This is a genomic window from Streptomyces niger (assembly GCF_000718305.1).
Taxonomy (GTDB): domain Bacteria; phylum Actinomycetota; class Actinomycetes; order Streptomycetales; family Streptomycetaceae; genus Streptomyces; species Streptomyces niger.
The window spans coordinates 75,833-98,532 of record NZ_JOFQ01000002.1 but is presented as its reverse complement, the minus strand read 5'-3'; the positions used below and the strand labels follow the sequence as shown (position 1 = coordinate 98,532).

22 protein-coding genes and 1 tRNA gene are annotated in these 22,700 nt (G+C 66.3%); 9 read left to right on the top strand and 14 right to left on the bottom strand.

Features of this window, described 5'->3' with window-relative positions; genetic code table 11:
* Window positions 1–29: 29 nt before the first annotated feature.
* The 7 genes from fabI to IF20_RS04295 all read right to left on the bottom strand — a co-directional run bounded on the left by fabI (window position 30) and on the right by IF20_RS04295 (window position 7,105).
* Entirely contained in the window at window positions 30–845 is an 816-nt protein-coding gene (gene fabI / locus IF20_RS04325) for an enoyl-ACP reductase FabI (protein WP_052864028.1), read from the bottom strand.
* A 17-nt stretch (window positions 846–862) separates the two neighbouring features.
* A complete protein-coding gene (locus tag IF20_RS04320; protein WP_052863605.1) occupies window positions 863–2,092 on the bottom strand; it encodes a beta-ketoacyl-[acyl-carrier-protein] synthase family protein in 1,230 nt (409 codons plus the stop codon).
* A gap of 29 nt (window positions 2,093–2,121) precedes the next feature.
* Window positions 2,122–2,388 (bottom strand): acyl carrier protein, encoded by a 267-nt coding sequence (locus IF20_RS04315; protein WP_052863604.1) that lies wholly within the window; start codon window positions 2,386–2,388, stop codon window positions 2,122–2,124.
* Window positions 2,385–3,617 carry an alpha/beta hydrolase family protein gene (locus tag IF20_RS04310; RefSeq protein WP_052863603.1) on the bottom strand — a complete coding sequence of 411 codons (1,233 nt, stop codon included), beginning with the start codon at window positions 3,615–3,617 and terminating at the stop codon, window positions 2,385–2,387. The genes IF20_RS04315 and IF20_RS04310 overlap by 4 nt, the downstream gene beginning before the upstream one ends.
* On the bottom strand, window positions 3,614–4,798 hold the full coding sequence (locus tag IF20_RS04305) for an adenine nucleotide alpha hydrolase family protein (protein ID WP_199896487.1): 1,185 nt from the start codon (window positions 4,796–4,798) through the stop codon (window positions 3,614–3,616). The genes IF20_RS04310 and IF20_RS04305 overlap by 4 nt, the downstream gene beginning before the upstream one ends.
* A 19-nt stretch (window positions 4,799–4,817) precedes the next feature.
* Window positions 4,818–6,011 (bottom strand): hypothetical protein, encoded by a 1,194-nt coding sequence (locus IF20_RS04300; RefSeq protein ID WP_052863601.1) that lies wholly within the window; start codon window positions 6,009–6,011, stop codon window positions 4,818–4,820.
* 92 nt (window positions 6,012–6,103) lie between these two features.
* Window positions 6,104–7,105, bottom strand: coding sequence for a beta-ketoacyl-ACP synthase III (locus tag IF20_RS04295; RefSeq protein WP_110943819.1), 1,002 nt, complete (start codon window positions 7,103–7,105; stop codon window positions 6,104–6,106).
* Window positions 7,106–7,390: 285 nt separating this feature from the next.
* On the opposite strand from IF20_RS04295, the gene IF20_RS04290 reads away from it, so the two are divergent.
* From IF20_RS04290 to IF20_RS04275, 4 genes are all read left to right on the top strand, one after another.
* On the top strand, window positions 7,391–8,041 hold the full coding sequence (locus tag IF20_RS04290; RefSeq protein ID WP_199896486.1) for a TetR/AcrR family transcriptional regulator: 651 nt from the start codon (window positions 7,391–7,393) through the stop codon (window positions 8,039–8,041).
* Between the two features lie 60 nt (window positions 8,042–8,101).
* Window positions 8,102–8,842, top strand: coding sequence for a hypothetical protein (locus IF20_RS04285; protein WP_052863599.1), 741 nt, complete (start codon window positions 8,102–8,104; stop codon window positions 8,840–8,842).
* Between the two features lie 70 nt (window positions 8,843–8,912).
* A complete protein-coding gene (locus tag IF20_RS04280) occupies window positions 8,913–10,157 on the top strand; it encodes a PucR family transcriptional regulator (RefSeq protein WP_052863598.1) in 1,245 nt (414 codons plus the stop codon).
* A gap of 1,223 nt (window positions 10,158–11,380) precedes the next feature.
* Entirely contained in the window at window positions 11,381–12,673 is a 1,293-nt protein-coding gene (locus tag IF20_RS04275; RefSeq protein ID WP_199896485.1) for a helix-turn-helix domain-containing protein, read from the top strand.
* Window positions 12,674–12,767: 94 nt separating this feature from the next.
* Here the strand turns inward: IF20_RS04275 and IF20_RS38955 are convergent.
* The 5 genes from IF20_RS38955 to IF20_RS04255 form a co-directional block, all read right to left on the bottom strand.
* Window positions 12,768–12,864, bottom strand: a tRNA-OTHER gene (locus IF20_RS38955).
* Between the two features lie 95 nt (window positions 12,865–12,959).
* Window positions 12,960–14,135, bottom strand: a complete 1,176-nt coding sequence (locus IF20_RS37370; protein WP_234426500.1) for a DNA cytosine methyltransferase — start codon at window positions 14,133–14,135, stop codon at window positions 12,960–12,962.
* Between the two features lie 83 nt (window positions 14,136–14,218).
* Window positions 14,219–15,226, bottom strand: a complete 1,008-nt coding sequence (locus IF20_RS04265) for a NaeI family type II restriction endonuclease (RefSeq protein WP_052863595.1) — start codon at window positions 15,224–15,226, stop codon at window positions 14,219–14,221.
* 210 nt (window positions 15,227–15,436) lie between these two features.
* Complete coding sequence (locus IF20_RS37365; RefSeq protein ID WP_110943817.1) at window positions 15,437–16,306, bottom strand: NgoMIV family type II restriction endonuclease; 870 nt, start codon at window positions 16,304–16,306, stop codon at window positions 15,437–15,439.
* 76 nt (window positions 16,307–16,382) lie between these two features.
* Entirely contained in the window at window positions 16,383–17,171 is a 789-nt protein-coding gene (locus IF20_RS04255) for a hypothetical protein (RefSeq protein WP_199896484.1), read from the bottom strand.
* Between the two features lie 659 nt (window positions 17,172–17,830).
* Between IF20_RS04255 and IF20_RS37360 the strand changes: the two genes are divergently transcribed.
* The 3 genes from IF20_RS37360 to IF20_RS04240 all read left to right on the top strand — a co-directional run bounded on the left by IF20_RS37360 (window position 17,831) and on the right by IF20_RS04240 (window position 20,139).
* Window positions 17,831–18,967, top strand: coding sequence for a pentapeptide repeat-containing protein (locus tag IF20_RS37360; RefSeq protein WP_199896483.1), 1,137 nt, complete (start codon window positions 17,831–17,833; stop codon window positions 18,965–18,967).
* A 149-nt stretch (window positions 18,968–19,116) separates the two neighbouring features.
* Entirely contained in the window at window positions 19,117–19,563 is a 447-nt protein-coding gene (locus IF20_RS04245; protein WP_052863591.1) for a GntR family transcriptional regulator, read from the top strand.
* A gap of 9 nt (window positions 19,564–19,572) precedes the next feature.
* Window positions 19,573–20,139 (top strand): HD domain-containing protein, encoded by a 567-nt coding sequence (locus IF20_RS04240; protein WP_052863590.1) that lies wholly within the window; start codon window positions 19,573–19,575, stop codon window positions 20,137–20,139.
* Here IF20_RS04240 and IF20_RS04235 read toward each other — a convergent pair.
* Window positions 20,127–20,600, bottom strand: a complete 474-nt coding sequence (locus IF20_RS04235; protein WP_052863589.1) for an NUDIX domain-containing protein — start codon at window positions 20,598–20,600, stop codon at window positions 20,127–20,129. The genes IF20_RS04240 and IF20_RS04235 overlap by 13 nt on opposite strands.
* Window positions 20,597–21,367 (bottom strand): helix-turn-helix domain-containing protein, encoded by a 771-nt coding sequence (locus tag IF20_RS04230; protein ID WP_052863588.1) that lies wholly within the window; start codon window positions 21,365–21,367, stop codon window positions 20,597–20,599. The genes IF20_RS04235 and IF20_RS04230 overlap by 4 nt, the downstream gene beginning before the upstream one ends.
* A 585-nt stretch (window positions 21,368–21,952) precedes the next feature.
* Here IF20_RS04230 and IF20_RS04225 point away from each other — a divergent pair.
* Together IF20_RS04225 and IF20_RS04220 are read left to right on the top strand one after the other, a co-directional pair.
* The gene (locus IF20_RS04225; RefSeq protein ID WP_052863587.1) at window positions 21,953–22,210 is read left to right on the top strand and encodes a DUF6284 family protein; all 258 of its coding nucleotides are present in this window, start codon (window positions 21,953–21,955) and stop codon (window positions 22,208–22,210) included.
* The gene (locus tag IF20_RS04220) at window positions 22,207–22,680 is read left to right on the top strand and encodes a Pycsar system effector family protein (RefSeq protein ID WP_234426499.1); all 474 of its coding nucleotides are present in this window, start codon (window positions 22,207–22,209) and stop codon (window positions 22,678–22,680) included. The genes IF20_RS04225 and IF20_RS04220 overlap by 4 nt, the downstream gene beginning before the upstream one ends.
* Window positions 22,681–22,700 lie beyond the last annotated feature (20 nt).

The window sequence follows — 22,700 nt, the reverse complement described above, 5'->3', positions numbered from 1 at the left end:
CTGGTGACGGCGGGGCGGAGGTCTCGGCCTCAGGTGGCGTGCGGTGGGGCCACGGGCGCGGCCGGCGGGGCTCCGACGGCGTGCAGCCCGCCGTCGACGTGCACGATCTCTCCCGTGGTGGCGGGGAAGCAGTCCGACATCAATGCCGCGCAGGCGAGCGCGGCCGGTTCGGGGTTCCGCACGTCCCATCCGAGGGGCGCCGTGGCCGGCCACTGTGCGGTGAGCCCGTCGAATCCGGGGATGCTCCGGGCGGCGGTCGTGGCCAGCGGCCCCGCGGCCACCAGGTTGACCCGGATGCCTTCCGGGCCCAGGTACCGGGACAGGTAGCGGGCGCACGATTCGAGAGCGGCCTTGGCCACCCCCATCCAGTCGTACGCCGGCCATGCCCTGGATGCGTCGAAGGTCAGGCCGACCACCGACCCGCCGTCCTTCATCAGAGGGCGGCAGGCCATCGTGAGGGACTGGAGGGAGTAGGCGGAGACCTGTAGTGCGGTGGCCGCGTCGGGCCATTCGGTGGTCAGGAAGTTGCCGCCCAGCGCGGCCGGCGGGGCGTAGCCGATCGCGTGCACGACGCCGTCGAGCCCGTCCACGTGCTCGGCCACCTGTTCCGCGAGCCGGGCGAGGTGGCCGGCATCCGTGACGTCGAGTTCGATCACGGGCGGCGGGTCGTCCGGGCCGGACGGCAGGCGCTGCGCGAACAGCCGGGTCATCCTGGGCCGCGGGTGCGCCGTGAGGATCACCCGCGCGCCCAGCTCCTGTGCGACCCGAGCGACGTGGAAACCGATGGAGGTGTCGGTGAGGACACCGGTGACCAGGATCTTCTTGCCGTGAAGGAGTTGCTGCATGGCCATGTCCCGTGCCGTCACTCCTTCACGAACGTCAGCGCGACGTTGTGTCCGCCGAAGCCGAAGGAGTCGCAGACGGCGACGGCCGCATCGGTCTTCCGCGGCTCACCGGCGACGACGTCCATCTCCACCTGCGGGTCCAGCTTTTCGAGGTTCGCGGTGGGCGGGAGGAGTCCGTGGTGGAGGCTGAGCACCGTGCTGATGGCCTCGGTGGAGCCGGCCGCGCCGAGGAGGTGCCCCAGTGCCCCCTTGGGGGCCGTCAGCACGGGGTGGTCGCCGATCGCCTCCTTGATGGCCACCGTCTCCGGAATGTCCCCGACGACGGTGGAGGTGGCGTGCGCATTGACGTGGCCCACGTCGGCGGGGGTGACCCGGGCGCACCGCATCGAGGCGCGGATCGCGGTGGCCTGACCGCGCCCCGTCGGGTCGGGGGCGGTGATGTGGTGGGCGTCGGCGCTGGTGCCGACGCCTGCCAGTCGTGCGTACACCTTGGCGCCGCGGGCCGCGGCGTGCTCGGCCCGCTCCAGTACGACCATGCCGGCGCCCTCGCCGAGCACGAAGCCGTCCCGGTCCGCGTCGAAGGGACGGGAGGCGCGCCGGGGGTCGTCGTTGCGCAGGCTCAGGGTGCGGGTCCTGGCGAAGGCGGCCATCGTGACGCCGGTGAGGCTCGCTTCCGCTCCTCCCGCGACCACGATGTCCGCTTCCCCGGCGCGCAGCATGCGCCACGCCCACACGAGCGCCTCGGCGCCCGACGCGCACGCCGACACCGGCGCATGCACCCCGGCGCGGGCGCCGAGGGCCAGCCCCACCTGTGCGGCCGGTCCGTTGGGCATCAGCATCGGCACGGTCAGGGGCGACATCTGGCGCAGCCCCTTGCCGGTCAGCAAGTCGGCCTGTTCCAGGAGCGTGCGGATGCCGCCGATGCCGGTGCCCACGACGACCCCGACCCGGTCCGGGTCGACGTGGTCCTGCGCCTTGGCCTCCTCCCACGCCTGCTGGGCCGCCACGACCGCCACCTGCTGGCATCGGTCCAGCCGGCGGACCGCGCCCCGGGGCAGGACCGACGCCGGCTCGACGGCGAGCGGTGCTGCGATCCTGACCGGCAGCCGGAACTTCTCGACCAGCTCGGGATCCAGCTGCCGACCGCCGCTGCGGCCGGCCAGCATGGCCTCCCAGGTGGACCAGACGTCACCACCAAGGGGTGTGGTCGCGCCGAGACCGGTGACCACGACGTCATTGTTGCTCATGACAGCCTTTCGCGGGTGTGAGGGGGCCGTCAGGCACGTTTCCGCTGGACGAGTTCGACCGCGTCGCGCACGCTGAGCAGGTCGGCCAGCGCCTCCGGCGGGATGTCCAGGTCGAAGGCGGCCTCGGTCTGCGCGGCTATTTCGATCATCGAGAGCGAGTCGATGTCCAGGTCGTCGATGAAACGCTTGTCCATCGCGACGTCGGCGGCGGGTATTTCGGCGATTTCCTCGATGATTTCCGCCAGCTTCCGCAGGATTTCCTGCTGCTCACCGGCGAGGGTCGCGTCCGTGGTCACGCCGTGGTCCTTTCCGCGCGATTGCGCTGCTCGTCGAGTGGTGCTGCCGGTACGCCCAGTACGCGGCTGAAGAATGCGGCGCCGTCGGCCCGTATTTCGGCGCCGTGGCCGGTGCAGCAGTGGTCACCGTCCGCGTAGGTCAGCAGGGAGACGTCCTGCCCGGGGTGCAATTCCTTGAGGGTTTGCTGCAGCCATTCCTTGTCGCGAACCTTGACCAGCGGGTCCTTCGCGCCATGGATGATCCGTACGGGGACGCGGACCTTACTCAGCAGTTCCTCGTCGGTGATGGAGAAGGTCGTCCGGTAGTCCGGCAGGTCATCGGGCGATTCAATGCCGAGGACCTGGCCGTACTTGCTCTTCAGGAAGTACGGGAGCTTCTTCCACCGGCCGGCGTCGATGGGTCCGCCGAGGTCGTAGACGGCCGCGACCCGTTCGTCGGCGGCCGCTGCCTTGACGGCCCACAGGCCGCCCCAGCTGATGCCGATGACCCCGACCCGTTCGGCGTCCAGGCGGTACGGCTCGGCCAGGGCATCGATCGCCGCCGGCACGATGCCGTGGAAATCGGCCGGCCAGGTCTTGTCCTCCAGGATCAGGCTCTCGCCCTGGCCCGGCCCGTCGATGCCCAGCACGGCGAAGCCTGCCGCGCAGAGCTCGTTCTCCGTGGCCAGGTGTTCCTCCTTGGTGTCGTCCATCCCGTGGAGGATGACGACGAGCGGACTGCGCTCGGGATCACCGGTCGGGAGGTGGAGGTTGCCCGCATAATCGTGACCGTTGAACGGAATGCGCACCTGGAGGTAGTTCTCGCCCCAGGCGAGCGTTTCGGCCTCGACGTAGTAATCGCGGGACTTGCGATACGCGTCACGCTTGAGGTCGGTCATGGGCAGGCAACCCCACTGAGCCATGTGCGCGAGGTAGGAAAGCCGCCGCAGGTAGGCCACCCGCTCGTCCACGGTGTGCGAGGAGAGCGCGGGCAGATTTCGCTCGGCGTCGGTCACCAATTCCATGGCCGCGTGCGGCCAGTCCTCGATGCTGTCGATGGCGCCGAGGAATTTCATGAGGATCTCGTCGTCGATGCCGGAGGCGCGCCAGCGGTTCCAGAAGGGCCGAGTGACGCTCTTGACCCCGATGACGTGGGAGAGCGAACTCACCGCACGCCGGGCGACATGGTCGACGAATCGGTACCCGGCGAATTCCTCGCCGCTCTTCGGTGCGGTCGTCGTGCTCCTCATTCGTCCACCCCGAACTTGAGGCGCTCCACCGGGGTCAGTTCCATGAGCTTCGCGCCGCGGCGGACGGCGTCCTCGTCGAGGGCCGCGACAGGGGCGGGCTCCGGACTGTCGCTGAGCCGACGCTCGTTGGCGTCGATGATCTGGTACAGGTCGAAGCCGTACTGGTTGCGCATGACCTTGCGGCCCAGCTCGTTCATCATGCAGTTGGTGCTGCAGGCTCCGGTGTTCCTGGGCATGTGCCAGCCCGCCCTCTCCAGGTCGGCGATCTGCTCCGGGAACGGGGGCTTCTCGACGAATTCGTAGAACGGGATGAGCACGCTGCGGCAGTCGGCGGTGGCGAGCAGCTCGGCGGAGTCGGGGGCGGTGGCCCGCGCGTGCTCGCGCATCGGGGCGACGAACTTGTCCAGCAAGCTCGTGACCGGGGGCAGCGCGCCACCGGACAGGGCCGGCGAGCCGGCCAGGTCCATCCGGTTCTGGCCCTTCTGGGTACCGATGAAGCAGAAGGCCACGTCGTTGTCACGGCAGAACAGGGTCGCCTGGGCCGCGATGGTCGCGAAGCACGGCCAGCACGCCGAGCCGTAGGTCATGGCGGCCCTGATCAGGTCGGGGTCATCGGTCTCGTTCACCCCGAAGCCCAGCCGGAAGAGCGTGTCCATCGGATCGCGTTCCGGCTTGGCGATGACCAACTCGACGCCGAGCTTGTTGCACAGCGCCTCCGCGTTCTTGATCGCGGCGGGTGACTGGTACCCCTGGTCCAGCATCCAGGCCACGACATTGAGGCCCTGCCGCTGGGCCAGCTCGATGAGCATCCAGCTGGAGTCCTTGCCGCCGCTGTAGAGCACCATGGCGTCGACCGAGCCGGACCGCTTTTCCGGCACGCTGTTGACCAGGTCGGTCAGCGAACGGATGCCGGAGGGCAGCGCCCCCGGCAGCTTGCCGAGCGCCGAGGCCACTGCACGCGTTCCGCGGCTGGACTTGGCCTGGTAGGTACGGAGGATGAGGTCGAGGATCCACTTGTTGTCCGCGCTCTGCCCGGTCCGGTCCACGATCTCGGTGCCGGTGGCGCAGTGCCGGCACTGCGCCGGGTCGGGTGAGGACGGCCGGCCCTCCGCGGCGAGCAGGTAGGCGTCGTACGCCAGCGGCATGCCGCAGCGGCGGCATACGGAAGTGTCCGGGTTCACTGACCGCTCCATTCGGGTGTCAGGCCGCCACGCTTGCCGCGGCGGCTTTGATCTTGTCGATGGGCAGGGGGTTGGGACCGCACTGCAGGGTGGGAATGCGCAGCCCCTGACGGTGGTAGGCGTCCTGGTAGGCGAGGATCGTGTCGATCGTGGGCTCGCCGACCGTGCGTGGCAGGTCCTCGTCGAGCGCGAGGAGCATCCCTTCGGTCTGGCAGGTCCAGGCCGTCGTGCTGGAGCCGTCGGCCCCCGCGTCGGCGAAGTCGAAGGGGAAGGCGGACCGGTAGCCGATGCCCGCGCAGTCCACCAGGCCCGCGTCGCAAGGCACGATGTCGGCGGCCTCGACGCAGCGCTGCCAGGCCTTCTCCCGGTCCCAGCAGAACGGCTGGCTGTCGTCGATCAGGATCGTGCCGGGCGCGACCTTGTCGATGTCCACCACGTACGGCGTGCTGACTGCGCTCACGAGGACGTCGGTGGCGTAGCAGGCGCTGTCCGGGGCGAGCGCGCCGAGCGCGTCGGTCACCTCGAACGAGGTCTGCGCTCCGGTCTGTTCATGGAAGACCTGCGCCAGCCGTTCGAGCTTGCCGGCGGCCTGCGGGCGGTCCACCAACACCAGTTCCCGCGGCGGTTGCCCGCTCGCCTGCAGCAGCTCCATGAAGGCGCGGCCGATGCTGCCGACCCCCAGGACGGTGAGGCGCTGGTCGCCGGGCGCGCGCTCCAACTGCTCCAGCGCCTGCCAGTAGGTCTGGTGCACGCCCACGGCGGTCAGCGCGTGTCCGGTGGTCAGGGTCAGTCCCGCCTGCTTCGCGGGTTCCACGAGGCGGCGCCCGTAGAGGGACAGTGCCCCGGTGAGCCCGCCGAGGCAGAGGATCCTCGCCCCGGCCTTCGCCGCCATGCGGACGGCGTCCTCCTGCAGGATCTGCGCGCACCGCCGCCGGCTCTCCGGGTCGATGAGCTCGTGGGCGTAGAACGGCAGGAACATGATGCCGACGGTGAAGTCCCCGGTGCTGACGATCTCGCCGAACATCGGCTGCAGGTGCCGCTGCAGCCGCGCGATCTCGGGTCGGTCCAGCTTGTCGATGAAGGGGAACAGCCGGCTCGCGTCCGCCTCGTCGCGGGGATGCGTCAGCAGTACGACATCGACGCTGCCCTGCTTGTTGTCGGCACGCCAGTCGAAAAAGGAGTCGGGACCCAGGTAGCTCTTGGGCGCGGGCATGTCTGTCCTCCGGGTAGCGGTTCGGTGGAAGGGGGAATGACGAGCCGGGGTGGGCGGCACCACCGGATCGGCGCCGGGCCGGGCAGCGCGGCCTAGGGGGCAGTGATCACCTGGGCGCCGTAGGTCAGGCCGTGACCGAAGCCCAACAGCAGGACGGGGTCCCCGGAGCGCAGCTCTCCGCGCTCCGCCATCCGTGACAGCGCGAGCGGGATCGATGCCGCCGCGGTATTGCCCGAGGTGACGATGTCCTCGGCCACCAGCGCGCGGGGCGCGCCGAGTTGCCGGGCAAGGCTCCTGATGATGCGGAGGTTCGCCTGGTGGGGTACGAACGCGGCGAGGTCGTGCGGAGCGATGCCCGCGCGCCGGCAGGCCTCCAGGGCGACCGGGGCCAGCGAGGTGGCCCAGCGGTAGACGGCCTGGCCGTCCTGCGCGAAGAAGGAGTCGCGGCTCCGGACGGTGATCCTCTCGGCGTGCTCACCGGCGCTGCCCCAGACGACCGGGCCGATCCAGGCAGCGGGGCGCTCCCGCTCGGTCACCACGGCTGCTCCCGCGCCATCGGCGAAGATCACGCAGGTCGTCCGGTCCTGCCAGTCCAGCCAGGCGGACATCTTCTCGGCGCCGATGATCAGCGCATTCCGGGCGGAGCCCGCACGGAGCGCGTCCGCGGCCGCTGCCAACGCGTAACTGAAGCCGGCGCACCCCGCGTTCACGTCGTACGCGCCGGGGGCGGCGATGCCCAATCGGTGCGCCACACCGGCCGCGGCGCCCGGGATCTGAGTCTCCTGGCTGGACGTCGCCACGATCACCAGGTCGATCTCCCCGGGGGCCAGGCCACCGGCCGCCAGCGCCTTCCCGCCCGCGGCCACCGCCATGTCGGCCACGGACTCGTCCGGGCCGGCGAGGTGCCGGCAGGCGATGCCGACCCGGCTGCGGATCCACTCGTCGGTGGTGTCCACCATGGTCGCCAACTCGGCGTTGTCGACCACGCGCGCCGGCTGGTGATGGCCGAACGCCGCGATGCGCGGCCCGGTCCGCGAGCCCCGGCGCTCGGTACCGACGCGCCGCGACGATCCGTACGGTAACTGCCTGTCCATCCTGGTTGCTGCCCCCCTGAGCGTGATGAGGCGTCTTCCGCCCATCGCTGTTGATCTCTGGGGTCCAGCCTCACCCGGGGGAGAGAGCGCCAGCAATATCACCCGTGCCCAGACTCCGGCGCGCGCCCGTTTGGCATCCACGAGGAAAACACCAGGTCGGAGCGGTTCTCGCGAAGGAGTGTCCTGGATCGGCGGACATCCGAGCCCCTTGACGCCCCCTGATGGGGCAACAGAACATGAACCGGGTTACGAATTCGGATTCAGGTTTCTTCCATGGAGGAAGACGTGGCTCAGCTGAAAGGCAATCAGCCTCTCCCCCGCGGCCCGAGCAAGCCGCAGCAGCGACGCAGCCAGGAGACCCATGCCGCGCTGCTGCACGCCGCCGACGCGGGATTCAGCACGGACGGCTGGCGCAGCACGTCGGTGGAGCGGATCGCCGCTGCCGCCGGGACATCCGTGGGCAGCGTCTACACCCGCTTCGGCAGCAAGCGTGACCTGCTGCTCGCCGTGGTGGCGGAGCGTCTGGAGGAAATCACCGGGCTGGTCGAGGCAGCGGAGTTCACCGAGCTGCTGGGCGACCCGGTCAGCCGGCTGAAGCAGATGGTCTCACTGGCCGTACGACGGCGACGCGGCGCGGCCGGGCTGCTCACCGCCTGGGCGGACGCCTGCATCGACCACCCGGAGATGCGGGAGCTGGAGCAGGGCATCCGCGAAAGCATCATCAGCCAGCTGCGGGACCGACTGGAGATGCTCTCCCTGCTGCCGGGTTTTCGGCCGGAGATCGATCTCGACCATCTCGCCATCGCCGTGTGCGGCCTGATCGAGGGCCTGCACATGCCGCCCTGGTCGCACCTCGCGGACGAGGACGCGGCCGAGATCTGCTCCCGGCTCATCCTGCACACCTGCCTGCGCGACGAAGCCATCCCGTCGAACTGACCTGACGGACGTGAGGACGCCGCACCGACGGCGTCCTCGCCCGACGAGACGAGGGCACCCATGACCGATGGGCTGACCGTGACGAGGCCCGCGGACGCGACGCCGGGCCCCGCGGTGGACGACAAGGAACCGGCGAAGGAGACGCCACCGAGAGAGGGACAGCAGGCGGAGCCGACGAAGGCGCAGAAGAAAGCCGAGAAGGAATCCGGCAGTCGGGGTACCCCTCGCCGGATCTTCTTCATCGCACCGCTGCTCTACCTGGGAATTTTGAGCGTCCTGCAGTTCAACTTCACGCGCATGCACGACTCGCTCGAACACATCGACGGCAAGCTGGACGGGGTGACCTCCGGACTCGCCACCACCAACAAGCAGCTGGCCGGCACGAACAAGCAGCTCATCAGCACGAACAAGCAGCTGACCTCGACCAACAAGCAGCTCACCACCACCAACAAACAACTCGGCGCGACCAACAAGAAGCTTGCCGCGCTGAGCGACATGAAGAATCAGATGACCAAGCTCAACACCGAGATGGGCGCCATGAAGAACCTCATGAAGCCGCTCCCGGGAATGGCGAGCAAAATGACTTCCCTCAATACGAAGATCAGCTCGCTGAACACGAGCATAGAAAAGCTCGAAAAGAACACCTCCGCCCTCCCCCAAGTAGCACGTGACATCAAGGGGATGAAGTCGAGCATCTCGTCCCTCGACAAGGAGATGGGCGGCACGAACAGCACGCTCAAGGGCATGAAGAAGCGGCTCGACGACATGGACGAACGCCTCAAGATCATCCCCAAGCTGTGACGAGCGCCCACATGTCGCAGGCGACCGGCACGCGCCACGACTGGTCGGCTACCGAAGGAAGGAACCATGCATGATCGGGGCTACCGAGGGGAGGCCGGCCGGGCCGCGGGCCGCGACCGGCGGCCTGCCCGACGCCGACCAGGAACGGATGGATCTGCTGGTCGACGCCATCGCCCCACGCGTCACCTGTCTCGCCGGGACGATATTCGACCGCGCTTCGACCGACGAGAGCCTCTTGCGCAGACGCGTCGTCCACTGCCTGACCATCGGACTCACGGCCTGCGCGCAGGCCCGCCGGCCGCACGAGGAGGAGTGCCGCGAACTCCGGGAAGCGGGACGTGCGATCGCCGGTACGGGCGGCACGCCGCCTGCCCTGGTAGGCGTGCACAGCGTACTGATCCTGGGGCACAGCGAGGCCCTGCGCGCCTGCCAGGACCTCGCAGCCCCCGACGACCTCGCCGACCGACTCGAAGAGGGAGCGGGCCTGCTCCTGCAACTCAGCGAGGAAATCACCGCATGCATCGAAGCGGGCTACACGGACGAACGTGACGCCCGGAACGGCAACGGCGACCGGAACCGGCCGGTCGACGCGCTCTGCACGCTCATCACCGAGCAGACCAACTCCCTGTGGCGCCCCTACCTGACCGGAATCGTGAAGCAGGCGGGGCTGGACAAGATGTTCCCCGTCGTCATGGGGCTCACCTACGGCTCCGTCGGGGACGCCTCCGGTGCACCGGAGCTCCACAACGGCCGTTCCCTCCGCATGATCACCGCTGCGCTACCGGACCCGGAACCCCACACGCTGCTGCTGTGCTCCGCCGAGAACACCGGGCAGTTCCTCGCCTGGGTCGACCGGCACGTGGCGGCGACCACGATCTACACCCGGGCCGTCGCCTTCGACGAGGCACCCGTTCGGTACCGCACCACGCGGGAGCTCCTTCCGGCCGGCAACCCGCTCGGCGGCGGGAAGCGCCTGCTCAACGCCAGGTCCCTGCTCTGGCAGCGGATGCTCGCGACCCAGCGCCCCGAGTACCTCCAGGACTACACCGAGGAAGTGATCGGGCCGATCCTCCAACTGCCGGCGGACCAGCGTGCCGCGCTTTTGGAGACTCTCGACTCCCTCGACAGGAGTGGCGGATCCGTGCGCAGCGCGGCCACGGCGCTGAACGTGCACGAGAAGACGGTCCGCTACCGCGTCGGCCGCATCGAGGCCCTCACCGGCCTGAACGCCCTGAGCAGAACCCACTGGTCCCAGCTCCACCGAGCGGTCCAGCTCCAGGCCATGCTCCCGACTCCCCGATCAGCCGGCGCTTGAGCGCCACGGCATCCACGCGCGCCGCGGTCCATCGACGGCCCACTGCGCTCAACACCGAAGAGGCCGGCGATTTCTCGCCGGCCTCTTTCCATGTCATTTACCGCGCCGTGAGCTACCTTTGAATCGGAGCCACCGCGTAGCCGGATATCCACGGACCAAGCTTGTGGATCTTGCGCAATCCCTGTGATCGTTCAGTGAGGCCGGCATACACGGCCCGCCGCGTGCGGCAGGATGCCTGCCGCGACCGGAATTACCGCAGCACGCCGGTCGCATGGAGTGAGGGCTGTCCTTCGACCGGCAGCCGGACCACCACTCCGCCGAACGACCGACCGGGGGGACAAGAACCGTGCAACAGAGATTCAGGCTTTCGGATCGCTTCGTCAACAGCGCGTCACCGGGAATCTTCATCCGCCGTTCAACAGACGATATCTTCCCGAGCTGACGGCACATACCGCCCACCGCGTGTGCTGTGCACCAGGAAGCGGCACCACGATCCGATTTCGCGGCGCACTTCCGCCGACCTCGTCATCACCTTCCTTGACCGATATCCGCTGCAGGAATTCCGCTTGACGGGCTCCGCACCTGCATCCCGTAGGCAGATCCCGCGGCAGGTCCCCGCGCCCCGACACCGCGAACACCACCTGCACAGTCCGCACGGGGACCCGCACATCGCCTCGGACACCGGATACCCCTGCACGCCACGTCTGTGCCCGTACGTCGCATCCGTGCGTCGCACGCCCCGCCCATACCGCGTGCGTCACGCCCGTACGTCGTACGCCATCCCTCGTACGTCGTGCGTCGCCTCTGTACACATGCCGACGTTCCGACGAGGGGAACGGGCGGAGTGGCGACGGCGGTGGCGGAGGGCGGGTCACGGCGGGACGGGTGGGGTGGCGATGGCCGTGGCGGAGGGCGGGTCACGGCGGAACGGGTCGGTCGGGGTCGACCGAGGACCGATCGGAGCGGGACGGGGCGAGTCGGGACCGGTCGAGGGGCCGATCGAGGCGGACAGACGCTGCGCCGCCCCTACCCGGCCCTCACCCGGCCCTCGTCAGCCTCCACCGGCACCCGGTAGAGCCCGCCCTGCCTCTCCAGCCCGTCCAGCCCGTCCAGCCCGCCTGCCGAGCAAACCGACGAGACGAATCGACGAACCGAGCAAGCCCACCGACCCGCGCAACCCCTCGACGAGCATTGCGCATGAGCCTCAAGGAGAAGAACGGAAGATGAGTGGGGGAACAAGGACTCCGACAGTCGAGGCGACACCCGAACACCAAGGCGCGCCCGACCCTGACACCGAGCGAATACGCCGGCTGGCCAACGCCGTCACCCCGCGCGTGGCGGCGCTGGCCGGCGCCCTCTTCAACCCGGGCACCTGCACCGGAGCGCACCTGGAAGGGCAGGTCACGCGCTGCTTGCTCATCGGCCTGACCAGCTGCGTGGAAGCCCGTCCGCTGACCGCCGACGAACGCCGTGGGCTCCAGGAAGTGGGGCGGCGACTCGCCCGCAAACAGGCACGCCCCCCGACACTCCTGAGCCTGCACGGTGTGGTCCTGCTCGGGCACAGCGAGGCGCTCCTCGTCTGCCAGGACCCCTCGCTCGCGCCCGGCCTCACGGACGTTCCCGACCTCGCCGGCCTCACGCACCGGCTCCAGGAGGGCGCCTCACTGCTCCTACGCCTCAGTGAGCAGATGACGCGCTGCATCGACGACGGGTACGCGGAGGAACAGATCGCGTCGAGCCTCGCCGCGGACGAGGAGCGTCCTCTCGACGCCCTCTGCTCGCTGATCACTGAGGCAACGACGTCCTGGCAACGCCCGTATCTCGCGAAGATCGTGCAGGCGAGCCGGCTCGCCGACATCTTCCCTGCCACGGTGATCATCGCGCAGGGCCACCTCGCGTCGGGCCACCCTGCGTCGGGCCATCCCGCGGAGGGCAACCGCCCCACGGTCGCCCGGCTGGGCGACTGCGCGAGCGCCGTCATCGCCCCTCTCGACACCCCGTATCAGCACACCCTCATCCTCTGTTCCGCCGACGCCACCGAGCCCCTTCTGTCCTGGCTGCGGCACAACGCCACGGCACCCGCCATCTACACCCGATCGGTCGCCCTGCACGAGGCCCCCGCCAGGTACGTCGCCACGCGCGACATCCTCCACTCCAGCGACCTGACGGCTACGGACCGACTGACCGACGCCAGGTCACTGCTCTGGCGCCGGGTCCTGGCGAACCAGCGCATGGAATACGTCGGCGACTACGTCGAAGAGGTCATCGGCCCCATCCTGCGACTGCCCGAGACCCAGCGCGACCCGCTGCTGGAAACCCTCGAATCACTCGACGGCTACGACGGCTCGGTCCGCGACGCGGCCGCCGACCTGAACGTCCACGAGAAGACGATCCGCTACCGCGTGAGTCGCATCGAAACCCTGACCGGCCTCAACGCCCTGGCCAGGAACCACTGGCCCCAACTCCACCAAGCCGTCCAGCTCTGTGCCATGTTCCCCACCCTGCTCCTCCAGTAACCAGGTCCTGAGAAGCACCCCACCTGAACACCAAACGCCCCGGCCAGAACCCTAAGAGGTCCCAACCGGGGCGTTTGCGCTGTTCAGCGCTTTGAGCCCCCTGTCGGATTCGAACCGACGACCTTCGCTTTACAAGATCTTCTTCTGCAGATCAGAGAGCAGTGTCCCGGCGCCCCCCTTGGCCAGAGGGCTCTTCACTCGGGCCTGGCAGTACGGCGATGTACACGCTCGTTGCCGTCAAGCGCTGCCGTCAGGTACCTGTCCGGGACCGCGGCTCGAAAGGAGGCTAGACGTACTCCGCTACCTCGGCAGATACGTCCACCTCGTCAGGTACGTCGTCTCGGTTGCTTGACTCTTCGGCCTCACGGACACCCCAAGTGGTGAGTCCCTGCAACGCAGCCTCCGAAGGCGGCTCCCACCCGAATGCAGCGCTGAGGACGTGCATGGCCAGACGAGGGGGAACGGCATTTCCGATCTGCTGACCCACGTCGGTACCTGACCACGGGTAATCGGCGGGGAATGTCTGGAGACAGCCCGCTTCCGAGTGAGTGAAACGAGGCAACTCAGTACCGTCTGTAGAGACAACGCGATTACGAGAGATTTTTCCGGTGACCGTAGCCGACGGATGCCAGGAAGAACGTCGGCCGCGAAGCTTGGGATCCCCTCCCGTTCCATAGTTAGAGATCACGTGAAAATCCGACGGGCGATTGAGAGCATCGGCCATGGTCCTCCACGGCAGCAGGCTGGCGTCCCCGTCCTCGCGCGGAACGCCTTTTCGGTAGGTTCGATGCGTGGGTACCGGGAGGGCCACTTCTTCTTCGCCCAGGCGCGCGATCAGCACGGCTCTTTTACGGGTCTGCGGAACCCCATATGCTTCGGTGCGCAGCAGCCCGCAGGCCACGGAATATCCCTCACCTCGCAACGCCTCGGCATAGGATTCCCACACCGGAAGCACCGCCGGAACCTGCTCAAGGACAATTGCCCGATATGGCTTCTCGTGATCGTCGATCGCTTCGAGCGCCCAGCGGAGGGGCTCCAGCACCAGCCCAGTCCGCTCGTCCTCCATCTCCAGGAGTTCCGCAGCGATCTCTTCACGGCCCTCTCGGGCAACCATGCGCTTGACGTAGCTCAGTACGTCATCGAGCGCCCTGCGGCCTGCCCCGCTGCCAGCAACAGTGAAGGTCTGGCAGGGAGGGCCGCCGGCAAGCACGTCGGCGTCGGGGAAGTCGGACGGCCCGTAGGCACGTACGTCCCCTTCCACTGTCACCAGGCCAGCAGCGCGACGTGTCGTACAGGCTGCGGCGTCCCATTCCACGCCCGCCGTGGCGATACCAAGCTTCTCCGCCGCCACGTCGAGTCCGCCGGGGCCAGCGAACAGGTCCACAATCTGCACGGGCTGCACTTGATCTCCTGGTGAGTCGTCATGGGCTGCCGCCGCCACAGGTTTCATGCGCTCGGCCACACGCCTCCTGCCTGAGCTCGGCAGCGACCCGACAGCGTACCGTGGACCACCGACAGCGATGCTGCCTAGCGTCGGATGATCGGCTACTCGTCCGATTCCTTACTGACTATCGGGGCCTCAATCGGAGCGTCCCCCTGTCGCCAGATGCCATAGCGAACCCCGTTGATCACCTCTGACGGACGGGCATCACCTTCCGGCACCACGGCCAGCCTGGCGGATACCCAAAAGCCCCTCTCCGGGATGGGCAAGCCCAGCGCCTCAGCGATCCGCGGGGCAGGCCGTGTATGCCCCAGAACCACGATGCCTTCGGGACGAAGGTGCTTGCGTGCGTCGCGGACTCGCTTAGGGCTGTCATGTTGCGTGGCAACAGTTACCACTGTGGTCCGATCGACGAGTTGTCCGGGGACTTGACGGAAGAGCTCGTTGACGCGCAGCTGGCCCCCGTTCCCGGACCCTCGGTATTCGTCCGACGCGCGGAAAATGGCCTGGATCTTTTCAGGTGACTCATTTTTCAAGTTGAGCAGAAAGTTGGCAGGCAACTTCCCATCCTTGACAATCCAACTGATACCAGCTCGACTTGCCGCGGAAGTACCACGCTTCTCATCTCCGTTGAGCCCGACATTGAGCACCTCCTCCGTGATCCGCAGCAGTCCTACCTGGAATTCTCTCGTGCGGTCGTCCGCCCGCATTACCAGACAGATGTGCCCCATTGCCTCCTTGGGGATTGTCCACGTTTTTCCCATGGTCCACTTGGCATCCACGTGCTGACCAGCGATCATGTAGTCCATCGGCGAGCCGTAGCCGAGGTCAAATTCAGCGCGCACGACAATCTCGACCTTGGTTCCGAGATACGTCTTCTCGGTCTTTTCGACTCGCCCATCCCCCTCCTTAACGTACAAGTCATATCGACCTGTGCGTTGCCCATCCAGGACCTCGTCAATGGACTTGCGGAACGCCTGAGCGAAACGGTTGACATAATCCTTCTGGCCAACGAACCACGCCCGGACGGCTTCCACGCCCGGATCGCTACTCACACCGCGCGAGGCCGGCTGAAGGGATTCCAAGTCGAACAGGGAAAAGTCTTGGGTCACCGCCTAACCTTACGAGCGCCCGCCATCCCGGCGCCAGATCTTTACTCGCTCGTCAAAGTGACCGCCAAGACGTATACCGACTCAAAGGCCGCTTAAGGGACCGCGTGCCCACTGTGAGTCCAGACTTTTCAGTCGGAGCATCTGTATCGGCTAGGCGCCCTGGCCTTATCTTCCGGCGGGCTTCCGGCAGCGCTGGGACTGCAGACCGAGCTATAGGGTGCCGAGATATTCCACGAGGTCGTCATAGTCTCGGATTCGACGCTGGTCCACCATGCGATGAAACACATCGCGTAGCTTCATCCGGCTTCTGTTTCCCGTGTAGAAATCGTCCACAGCCGACACGAGAGCAGGAAGGTGCAGGTGGTAGACGCAGTCCAGGTCTCCGGTGCCCTGGCCAAGCCGCGCCAAAAAGTAGGGCCGTGGTTCCATAGTGACCGCCGCAAAGTGGGGCATACGGCCACGTCTCAGTGCTGCCATCTTCGCCCCATGAGTTCGAGGATCCTGCAGGCGGTCTGTTCTAAGAGACCACTTCAAGGAGAGCCCGGCAACTAGGTGCGGAATGTCGGAGTGAGCCTCCGGCATCGATGGCCGGTGCACGGCGATGTCCAACCTCGGAAGAGACTCGTCCCCCAGCAAGTCCAGTAGAGGGCGTCGACGGGCGTTGGAGCGCTCTACAGCCTGGCTGAGCTCTTGCACCAGTTGGGCACCTTCTGCATCCCACTGACCATGTTCCAGAGACAGATGGGACTGCAACCTCTCCAATGCTGCAGAGATTTCCAGTGAATCGTCTGCAGTTAGCTGCTTAAGAGCATTCAAATGGGCATACTGTTCAAAATCGTCAGCCGCTCGCTCTCGGTCCACCACAAGATGCGGGGCGGTCGCGGTGAGCTTCTCTTTGAGGTCATCCCTCATGGAGTGGCTCCAGATATGATCAATCTTCACCGACTCCTTGCCCTCTTCGACTCCGATCTTCTCGAAGAGACAGTTCCCCAGCTCTACGGATTCAGGTTTACTACTGTCGCTGGTATTGGGTTTACCTGCTCTGTATCCACAGAGATCAGCCGCAAACGGGGCTGGCATGAATACTCCCTCTCAAGAAATTTACACTCGACGTGCAGCTAAAGCCCGTAGAGTCCCAAGTTTAATGACTTACATGCTATAGGTAGCGGGCGCCAGGACAATTCTGCAGGTCAGCTATGCAACGATTTACCTCTTCAGTCGTCGGCAGATGAAGAACTCCAAATCCATGCTGTGGAGCCATCTGCATGCGCACGAAACTGAAACCTCGCTGATCCTCAAGGTAGTACGCCGGAGTCTTCTTACGGCCAGTTTGACCCTCTTTAAAGTTCGCGTTCGCCACGAACATCTCTACTGTGGCGTTGCCGCACCACGCGTCGACCCGGAACAAGGCGTCAGCCAAAGGGTGAATGCGGGCGTCCAAACCGGACTCTCGAAGCTTCGCAACGAGGTACAACTCACGCAAGAAGGAGTAATAGCCGTTTCCAACTCGCCACGCCATGGCGTTCCTGGCTGCCTCTTCGTCTTCCCCTTCACGTGTCACGAGATCTCGCACCTTGTCTTGCGCCTGACGCGAGAAAAGAATTCCAGCCTCGTCAAATTTGCAGAACTCTCGGAACTCTTCATAAGAGAAGAGGTCGCCTTTTTCTTCGAGCAAGAAGTGAAACAAGTGCACCATAGCGAATTCGGGAAACCAGTCCCGTATTTTTACCTGCCTATAGGCCGCCGTTGCAGTGATGTGTTTCAGGGGGTGCCCAAAGGTGAACGACTCGAACTGTGCCGAACTCACCGTGTAGGGCGTGGCACTCACGTGCTCCATGACACGCTCGGCAACGCGAGGCTTTCTGCTCTTCCACTGCAGAAAGGTGCGCCTGGCCTCGCCCTGCGTAGCGAAGAGCTGTTCCACATCCGCTGCCGAGGTCATCATCGCCGTCACGCTACCCCCAAGTCGTCAGTGTACGAACAGAACTGAGGTTAGGTCAGCCCACTGACAGTGCCCACCCTTAGGCCCCGGTGTACGCGCTCTGGGAGCACCTTGGGATTGCTTCGCCGCAGTCCCCTCAGCGGCTGCACCAGGCCAGAGCGCGAGCTGAGGATGCCCACGCCGGGGCGTGCGTGGGCGACATCAACGGGTTGTGCTCACCAAGGCTCTGCGGGTCTGTACCGGCGCCGCTCTCGCGCCCCTGCTCTTTGCCGCTCGCCGCAGACTACGACTGGCACGGAACGGCAGCTTTCAAGAGCTCTCCGCTCACGGCCGGCCTCACTGTTCTGACCTGCCAGAACAGGCTCCGGCAAGGTTCTATGCACATATCTGGCTCGTCGGAGGCCCGCGACCCGTCACATCCACCCGTCCAGGTTGGCTGGCCAAGCGGGCCGTGTACCTGCGGCTTCTTCATCCCGATGACGTGGCTGACGCCCTGGCAAGGTGCAGTTGACGCGTCTGATCGATCAAAATCCCTGACTCTCGGCGCGCGTGTGCGCTCTCATGGAGACATGAACCGACACCGTTGGCAGTCTCGACGACGTACGAGTGCGCGCATGCAAGCACTACAAAGCCATGTATTCCGCGAGCTTATGCAAAACGTCGTGACAGATCTTGACCCCGCGCGCTCATTCAAAAAATGGACGATGCGCATCACACTTCTCGCCATAGCGATTTTTGCTGCACTTATATGGCCACCGAACATACCTGAGTCCTGGTGGATCATCGTGCGGCCGGACTTCACGGGGCTGAGTAAGGACGAGTTGGTGACCGCCCAAGGGCAGCTCAGGTTATTTGGAGTACAGGCATTTGCCGCTATCGGAGCCAGCATCGCATTACTCTATACCGCCAGAAACTTTGCACTCGCCCGTAGAGGCCAAGTGACTGACCGTTTCACAAAGGCACTGGAACGGCTTTCCTCATCACAAATATATGTGCGCATCGGGGGAATACTCGCCCTGAAGCAGATACTTCAGGACGCACCGAATCAAGCTGAAGATGCGGCCCAGGTACTCCAAACATTCGTACATGAACACACGGAGGAACAGGGTGAAATCGACGGCACCGAATGTGTGCTGCCGGATGTTCAGGTGGCGCTGAGCGCCCTAGGACATGCTGTTCATCGAGCGGGTACATCACTGCAACTGCGAACTCGAAAGCTTGCGGGCGCCGACCTGAGAGGGTTCCGGCTAGAGAACGCTGACCTGGCGGGTTCGAGCCTGAAAGGCGCAGAGATCAGCCTCTGCTCGCTGATCGACACAGATATGAGCGGCATCGACGCGACGGACGCAAACATGAGCCATTCACGCTTCTGGGACTGCGACTTCTTCGAAGGGCGGTTGCATAAAGTCGAGATGGAGTTCGCCGACTTCTCGTACGCTACGTTCAACGAAAGTGAGATCACTCCGCTTTATGCATACAGGGCGCGATTTTCTCACTGCGTTATGATTGGCGCTAAGCTATCGGGGGTGTTCAGGGAGTGCGACTTCCGTCACGCCAACTTCATAACCGCAGACTTGCGCGGAATGAATGTGGTGGATGCGAACTTCGAAGGGGCAAAGTTCGAAAGAGCGAATCTGGATGGTGCAGATCTGTCGAAATCGTCGGGTCTTACAGTGGATCAACTCCTTATAGCTGACATAACTTCGACCACTATCCTCCCTGAAGGGATGGAAGGGGATCAGCGGATCCAGGAGAGGATCGCGCGAGTGGTTGAGCTGAGAGAGGAAGAGGAAGAGTGACTGCGCAGCAGACTGCCGGGCCACGTGTCCTCTGCAGTGTGTGGCCTCGTCACACAGCCCCGGCCCCCTCCGACCTCCTCACGGCTCACCGCAAACGGGCGTCCGTGCGACTCTAGGGGGCGATACCGATGTGGATGAGAGGGGACCAGATGCCCGGGGCGAGCCCGCGCGGTACGTACCTGCTGATCGCGGATGCGCTCCGCAAGGAGATTAGGGAAGGGCGCATCACCAAGGAGCTCCCTTCCGAGTCCGCCCTGATGCGTGACCACGGCGTGGCGCGCACCACAGTCCGGCGCGCCCTGGACATCTTGCAGAAGGAAGGTCTCATCCATTCGGCACCTGGTGTCGGCAGGGTGGTCAGCGACGGTACTGAGCGGCGCCCCTTGGTGGAGCGGGTGAGGGACCTGATTGCGGAGCGAGATCTCGCGGTGGGCGACGCGTTCCCGTCCGAGGCGCGGCTCTGTGAAGAGTTCGGTGTCTCTCGGACCGCCGTGCGCGCGGCTCTGTCGACGCTGGAGGGGCAGGGCTTGCTGGAGGCCGTGCACGGGAAGGGGCGCTTCGTGCGTGCTCTCCCGCGTCCTGCGGTGAATTCGTAGGCTGGCGGCATGGGACTCACCGAGCGGGCATACGCGCTCTCCGAATCGCTACTCGCCGAACCTCTCCCGCGCCGATGGGCGCACTCACTTGGAGTCGCGAAGCGCGCGGCCTCGCTGCGACCGATCCTTGGCTCCGACGCTGAGTTGATGGAGGCCGCCGCAGTCCTTCACGACATCGGGTACTCGCCCTCGATCGCCACCACCGGCTTCCACCCGCTCGACGGCGCGCGCTTCCTGCGCGATCAGGAAGGGATGGACGAACGAGTCGTTCGGCTCGTGGCCCATCACTCCTGCGCGCTGCTGGAAGCGGAGGAGCGAGGGCTGCGGGAGGAGCTGGCGGGCGAGTTCGAGTTGGAGCGGCCGGACCTCGTTGATGCGCTGATCTTCTGCGACATGACTACGACACCGGACGGTAGCCACACCACATCGGCCGATCGGCTGGAGGAGATCGTGTCCCGGTACGGCCCTGACACGATCGTGGGCCGCTTCATCCAGCGGGCAGCACCGGAGATTCACGCGGCCACGGCCCGGATCGAAGAGCGTATGGCAATGGCTGGTGCAGATCAGCCGATGTAAGGCGCCGGCCGCGAATCATCCAGACCGTGCGTGATGCGCAGCCGCATCGAAGGGTGGATGTCGAGAGCGTCCAGGTCCGCTGGGGCAACCCAGCGGACCTCTTTGGATTCGTCGCTCGTACGCAGCGAGCCGCCCGTGGGGTGCGCGCGGAAGCAGATGGAGAACTGCTGACGGACTTCTCCATCGTCGTACGCCATGACGTGCCGTGGGTCGGTGTAGAGCCCGCTCACGCCATCGACAGCGACCGTGATGCCGGTCTCCTCTTCCACCTCGCGCACGACGGTCTCAGCGATCGACTCACCGATGTCGTGGCCGCCCCCGGGAAGGGCCCACAGGTCGTTGTCGGTCTTGTGGATGAGCAGCAAGCGCCCGTCCTCGTCGCGGACGACCGCGGTCACTGAGGGCACGACAGAGTTCGCCTTCGGGGCGGCTGGGTCGTCGTAGTAGTCGATGCGGCTCATACGTGGGTCTCCGCGCAATCCGTGGGTGACGAGATCGGACGGGCGCTTTCCCACACCCGCTCGACGCTCTCGGCGTACGTGTCGAACAGCTCCCCGCCTGGGACCCGCTGGAGATGCAGCACGGGCGCGAGGTACGCGCCGACGCCGTAGACGTGACCGTTGGCGAGCAGCTCGTTGTCGCTCCGATAGATGGAGTTGTAGAGGGTCGTGCTGTGCAGGCGGAATTCCACGCCGGGCAGGCCGAAGAGCGAGCTGTAGTTCATCAGCGCATTTCGAATCTTGCTGGCCATAGCGCCGCCAATCCCCTCGTCGGCACCGCGGGTCGCGACCTCGGGACTGTCCGGGTCCCCGAGCATGAAGCGGACGGGTACGCCGGCCGCCGACTTCTCCTTGACCAGCCGCAGGAACGCGGGATCTTCCGTGAGCCAAAACCCGGAGTAGACCAGCACGTCGAAGTGGGTCTGAGACTTCGCGTAGAGCTGCGGCCAGAGGCTTTGCGGCACCGCCGACCGGTGGGGGTACAGCTTGACCAGCTCAGCGCCGCCGGATGCGGTCACCTCCGCCATCGTCCGCTCATCCGGCCAGAGATACGAGATCTCGTACCGGAGCAACGAGGCGAGCGCGTACTGGAAGCGGCGGTAGGGCTTGCGGTCCGAGTTGCTGACCCAGCGCTCGACCGTCTTGCTGGCTACGCCAAGCCGTTCGGCGACTTCCTCGAAGGTGAGCCCCCGCTCGACTATCGCGCCTCGAAGTCTCTCGTTCGCCATGCGCCGCCCTTCCCCCGCGCTGGGACGTCCTGGGACGACTTCGACCTTAGTGAGACGTCCCTGAGCCGTCCACCAGCGCAGTCGTCCGTCTGACGCTCTGCCAGCAATCTAGAAGCACATCGAGAGAACGCCCCTCCGAGGGCGGGACTCTTGACGACACGGGAGATACATGTGTTACATGTATCTCGCGATTGCCTCGCAGGCCCGGAAACGGGACCAAGCGGCTGTCGCACGTGCACGACCAACGGGGGCTGCGTCCGCGGACGTGGCTTCAAGGGGCCCGGGACAGAGCGGGCCGAGGGACCCGGATCCCTGGTCAGCCGGAGGGCAAGACCGAAAGGTCACTTCGTCTCAGCCTGAAACGGGAGCTCGTGTTCCCGAAGGAGACGACTACGTACGACCACAACCACTCCGCAGCTCTGCTGCGGCCGGTTGCCTCCTCCGCCCGTCCGGCTCCGCGTACTGCGCGGTGTCGTACGGGCGGGGCCGAGGGGAGCCGGATGCACCGCTCCAACGGCGCGCGGCCCCGGTGCTGGAACACCGGGGCCGCTGTTCGGGCCGTTCCTGTCGAAGGGAGCACGACCCATGAAGCACATCGGCACTGATCAGGCGGTCGTTACCGCCAACGAGGCCGACCGCGAGCCGTCGGCCTCCGAGCTGGACGCGATCGAGCGCGAGATGCCCGTCATCCAGGCGGAGATCGAGCTGCTGGACGCGCAGATCGCCCTCCTGGACCGGCCAGCCTCCGAGCTGGACACCCGCCGTATCCGCCGGGCCCGCAAGAAGCTGCTCGCCGCCCGCGCCGAGCTGGCGAATCAGGCCGGGACGGGGGAGGCCGCGTGACCACGCTCCACTCCACCCCATCCGTGGACCGTACGGACGCCAACCTCACCGCGGCGCATGCGGAGGTGAAGGCGGAGATCGCCCGCACCGACACCAAAGCCTCGCTGCTGCTGGCCTTCAACGGCGCGGTGCTCGCCGCAGTGTGGACGGTGGTGACCGGCACGCGTCTGCCGCTGCCGGCCGTCATCGCCTGCGGCGCGGGCGCCGCGCTGATCGTGGCCTCCGCGGCAGTCCTGCTGGCCGTGACCCGCCCCCGCCTCGGCGGCGCGGGCTTCCCCCACTGGGCCACCCTCACCACCGCGGAGCTGCTGGCCGACCTGAGCGGCGATGACCGGGCCGAGCACATCGGCACGCTCTCGCGGATCGCGGTCGCCAAGTTCACCCGGCTGCAGCGGGCGGTGGACCTCACCCGCGCCGCCGGTGTGGTGTTCATCGTGGCCGCCGCGATCGTCGTTGGAGGTGCCCTGTGAGCCGCCGGGACTCCCCTTCC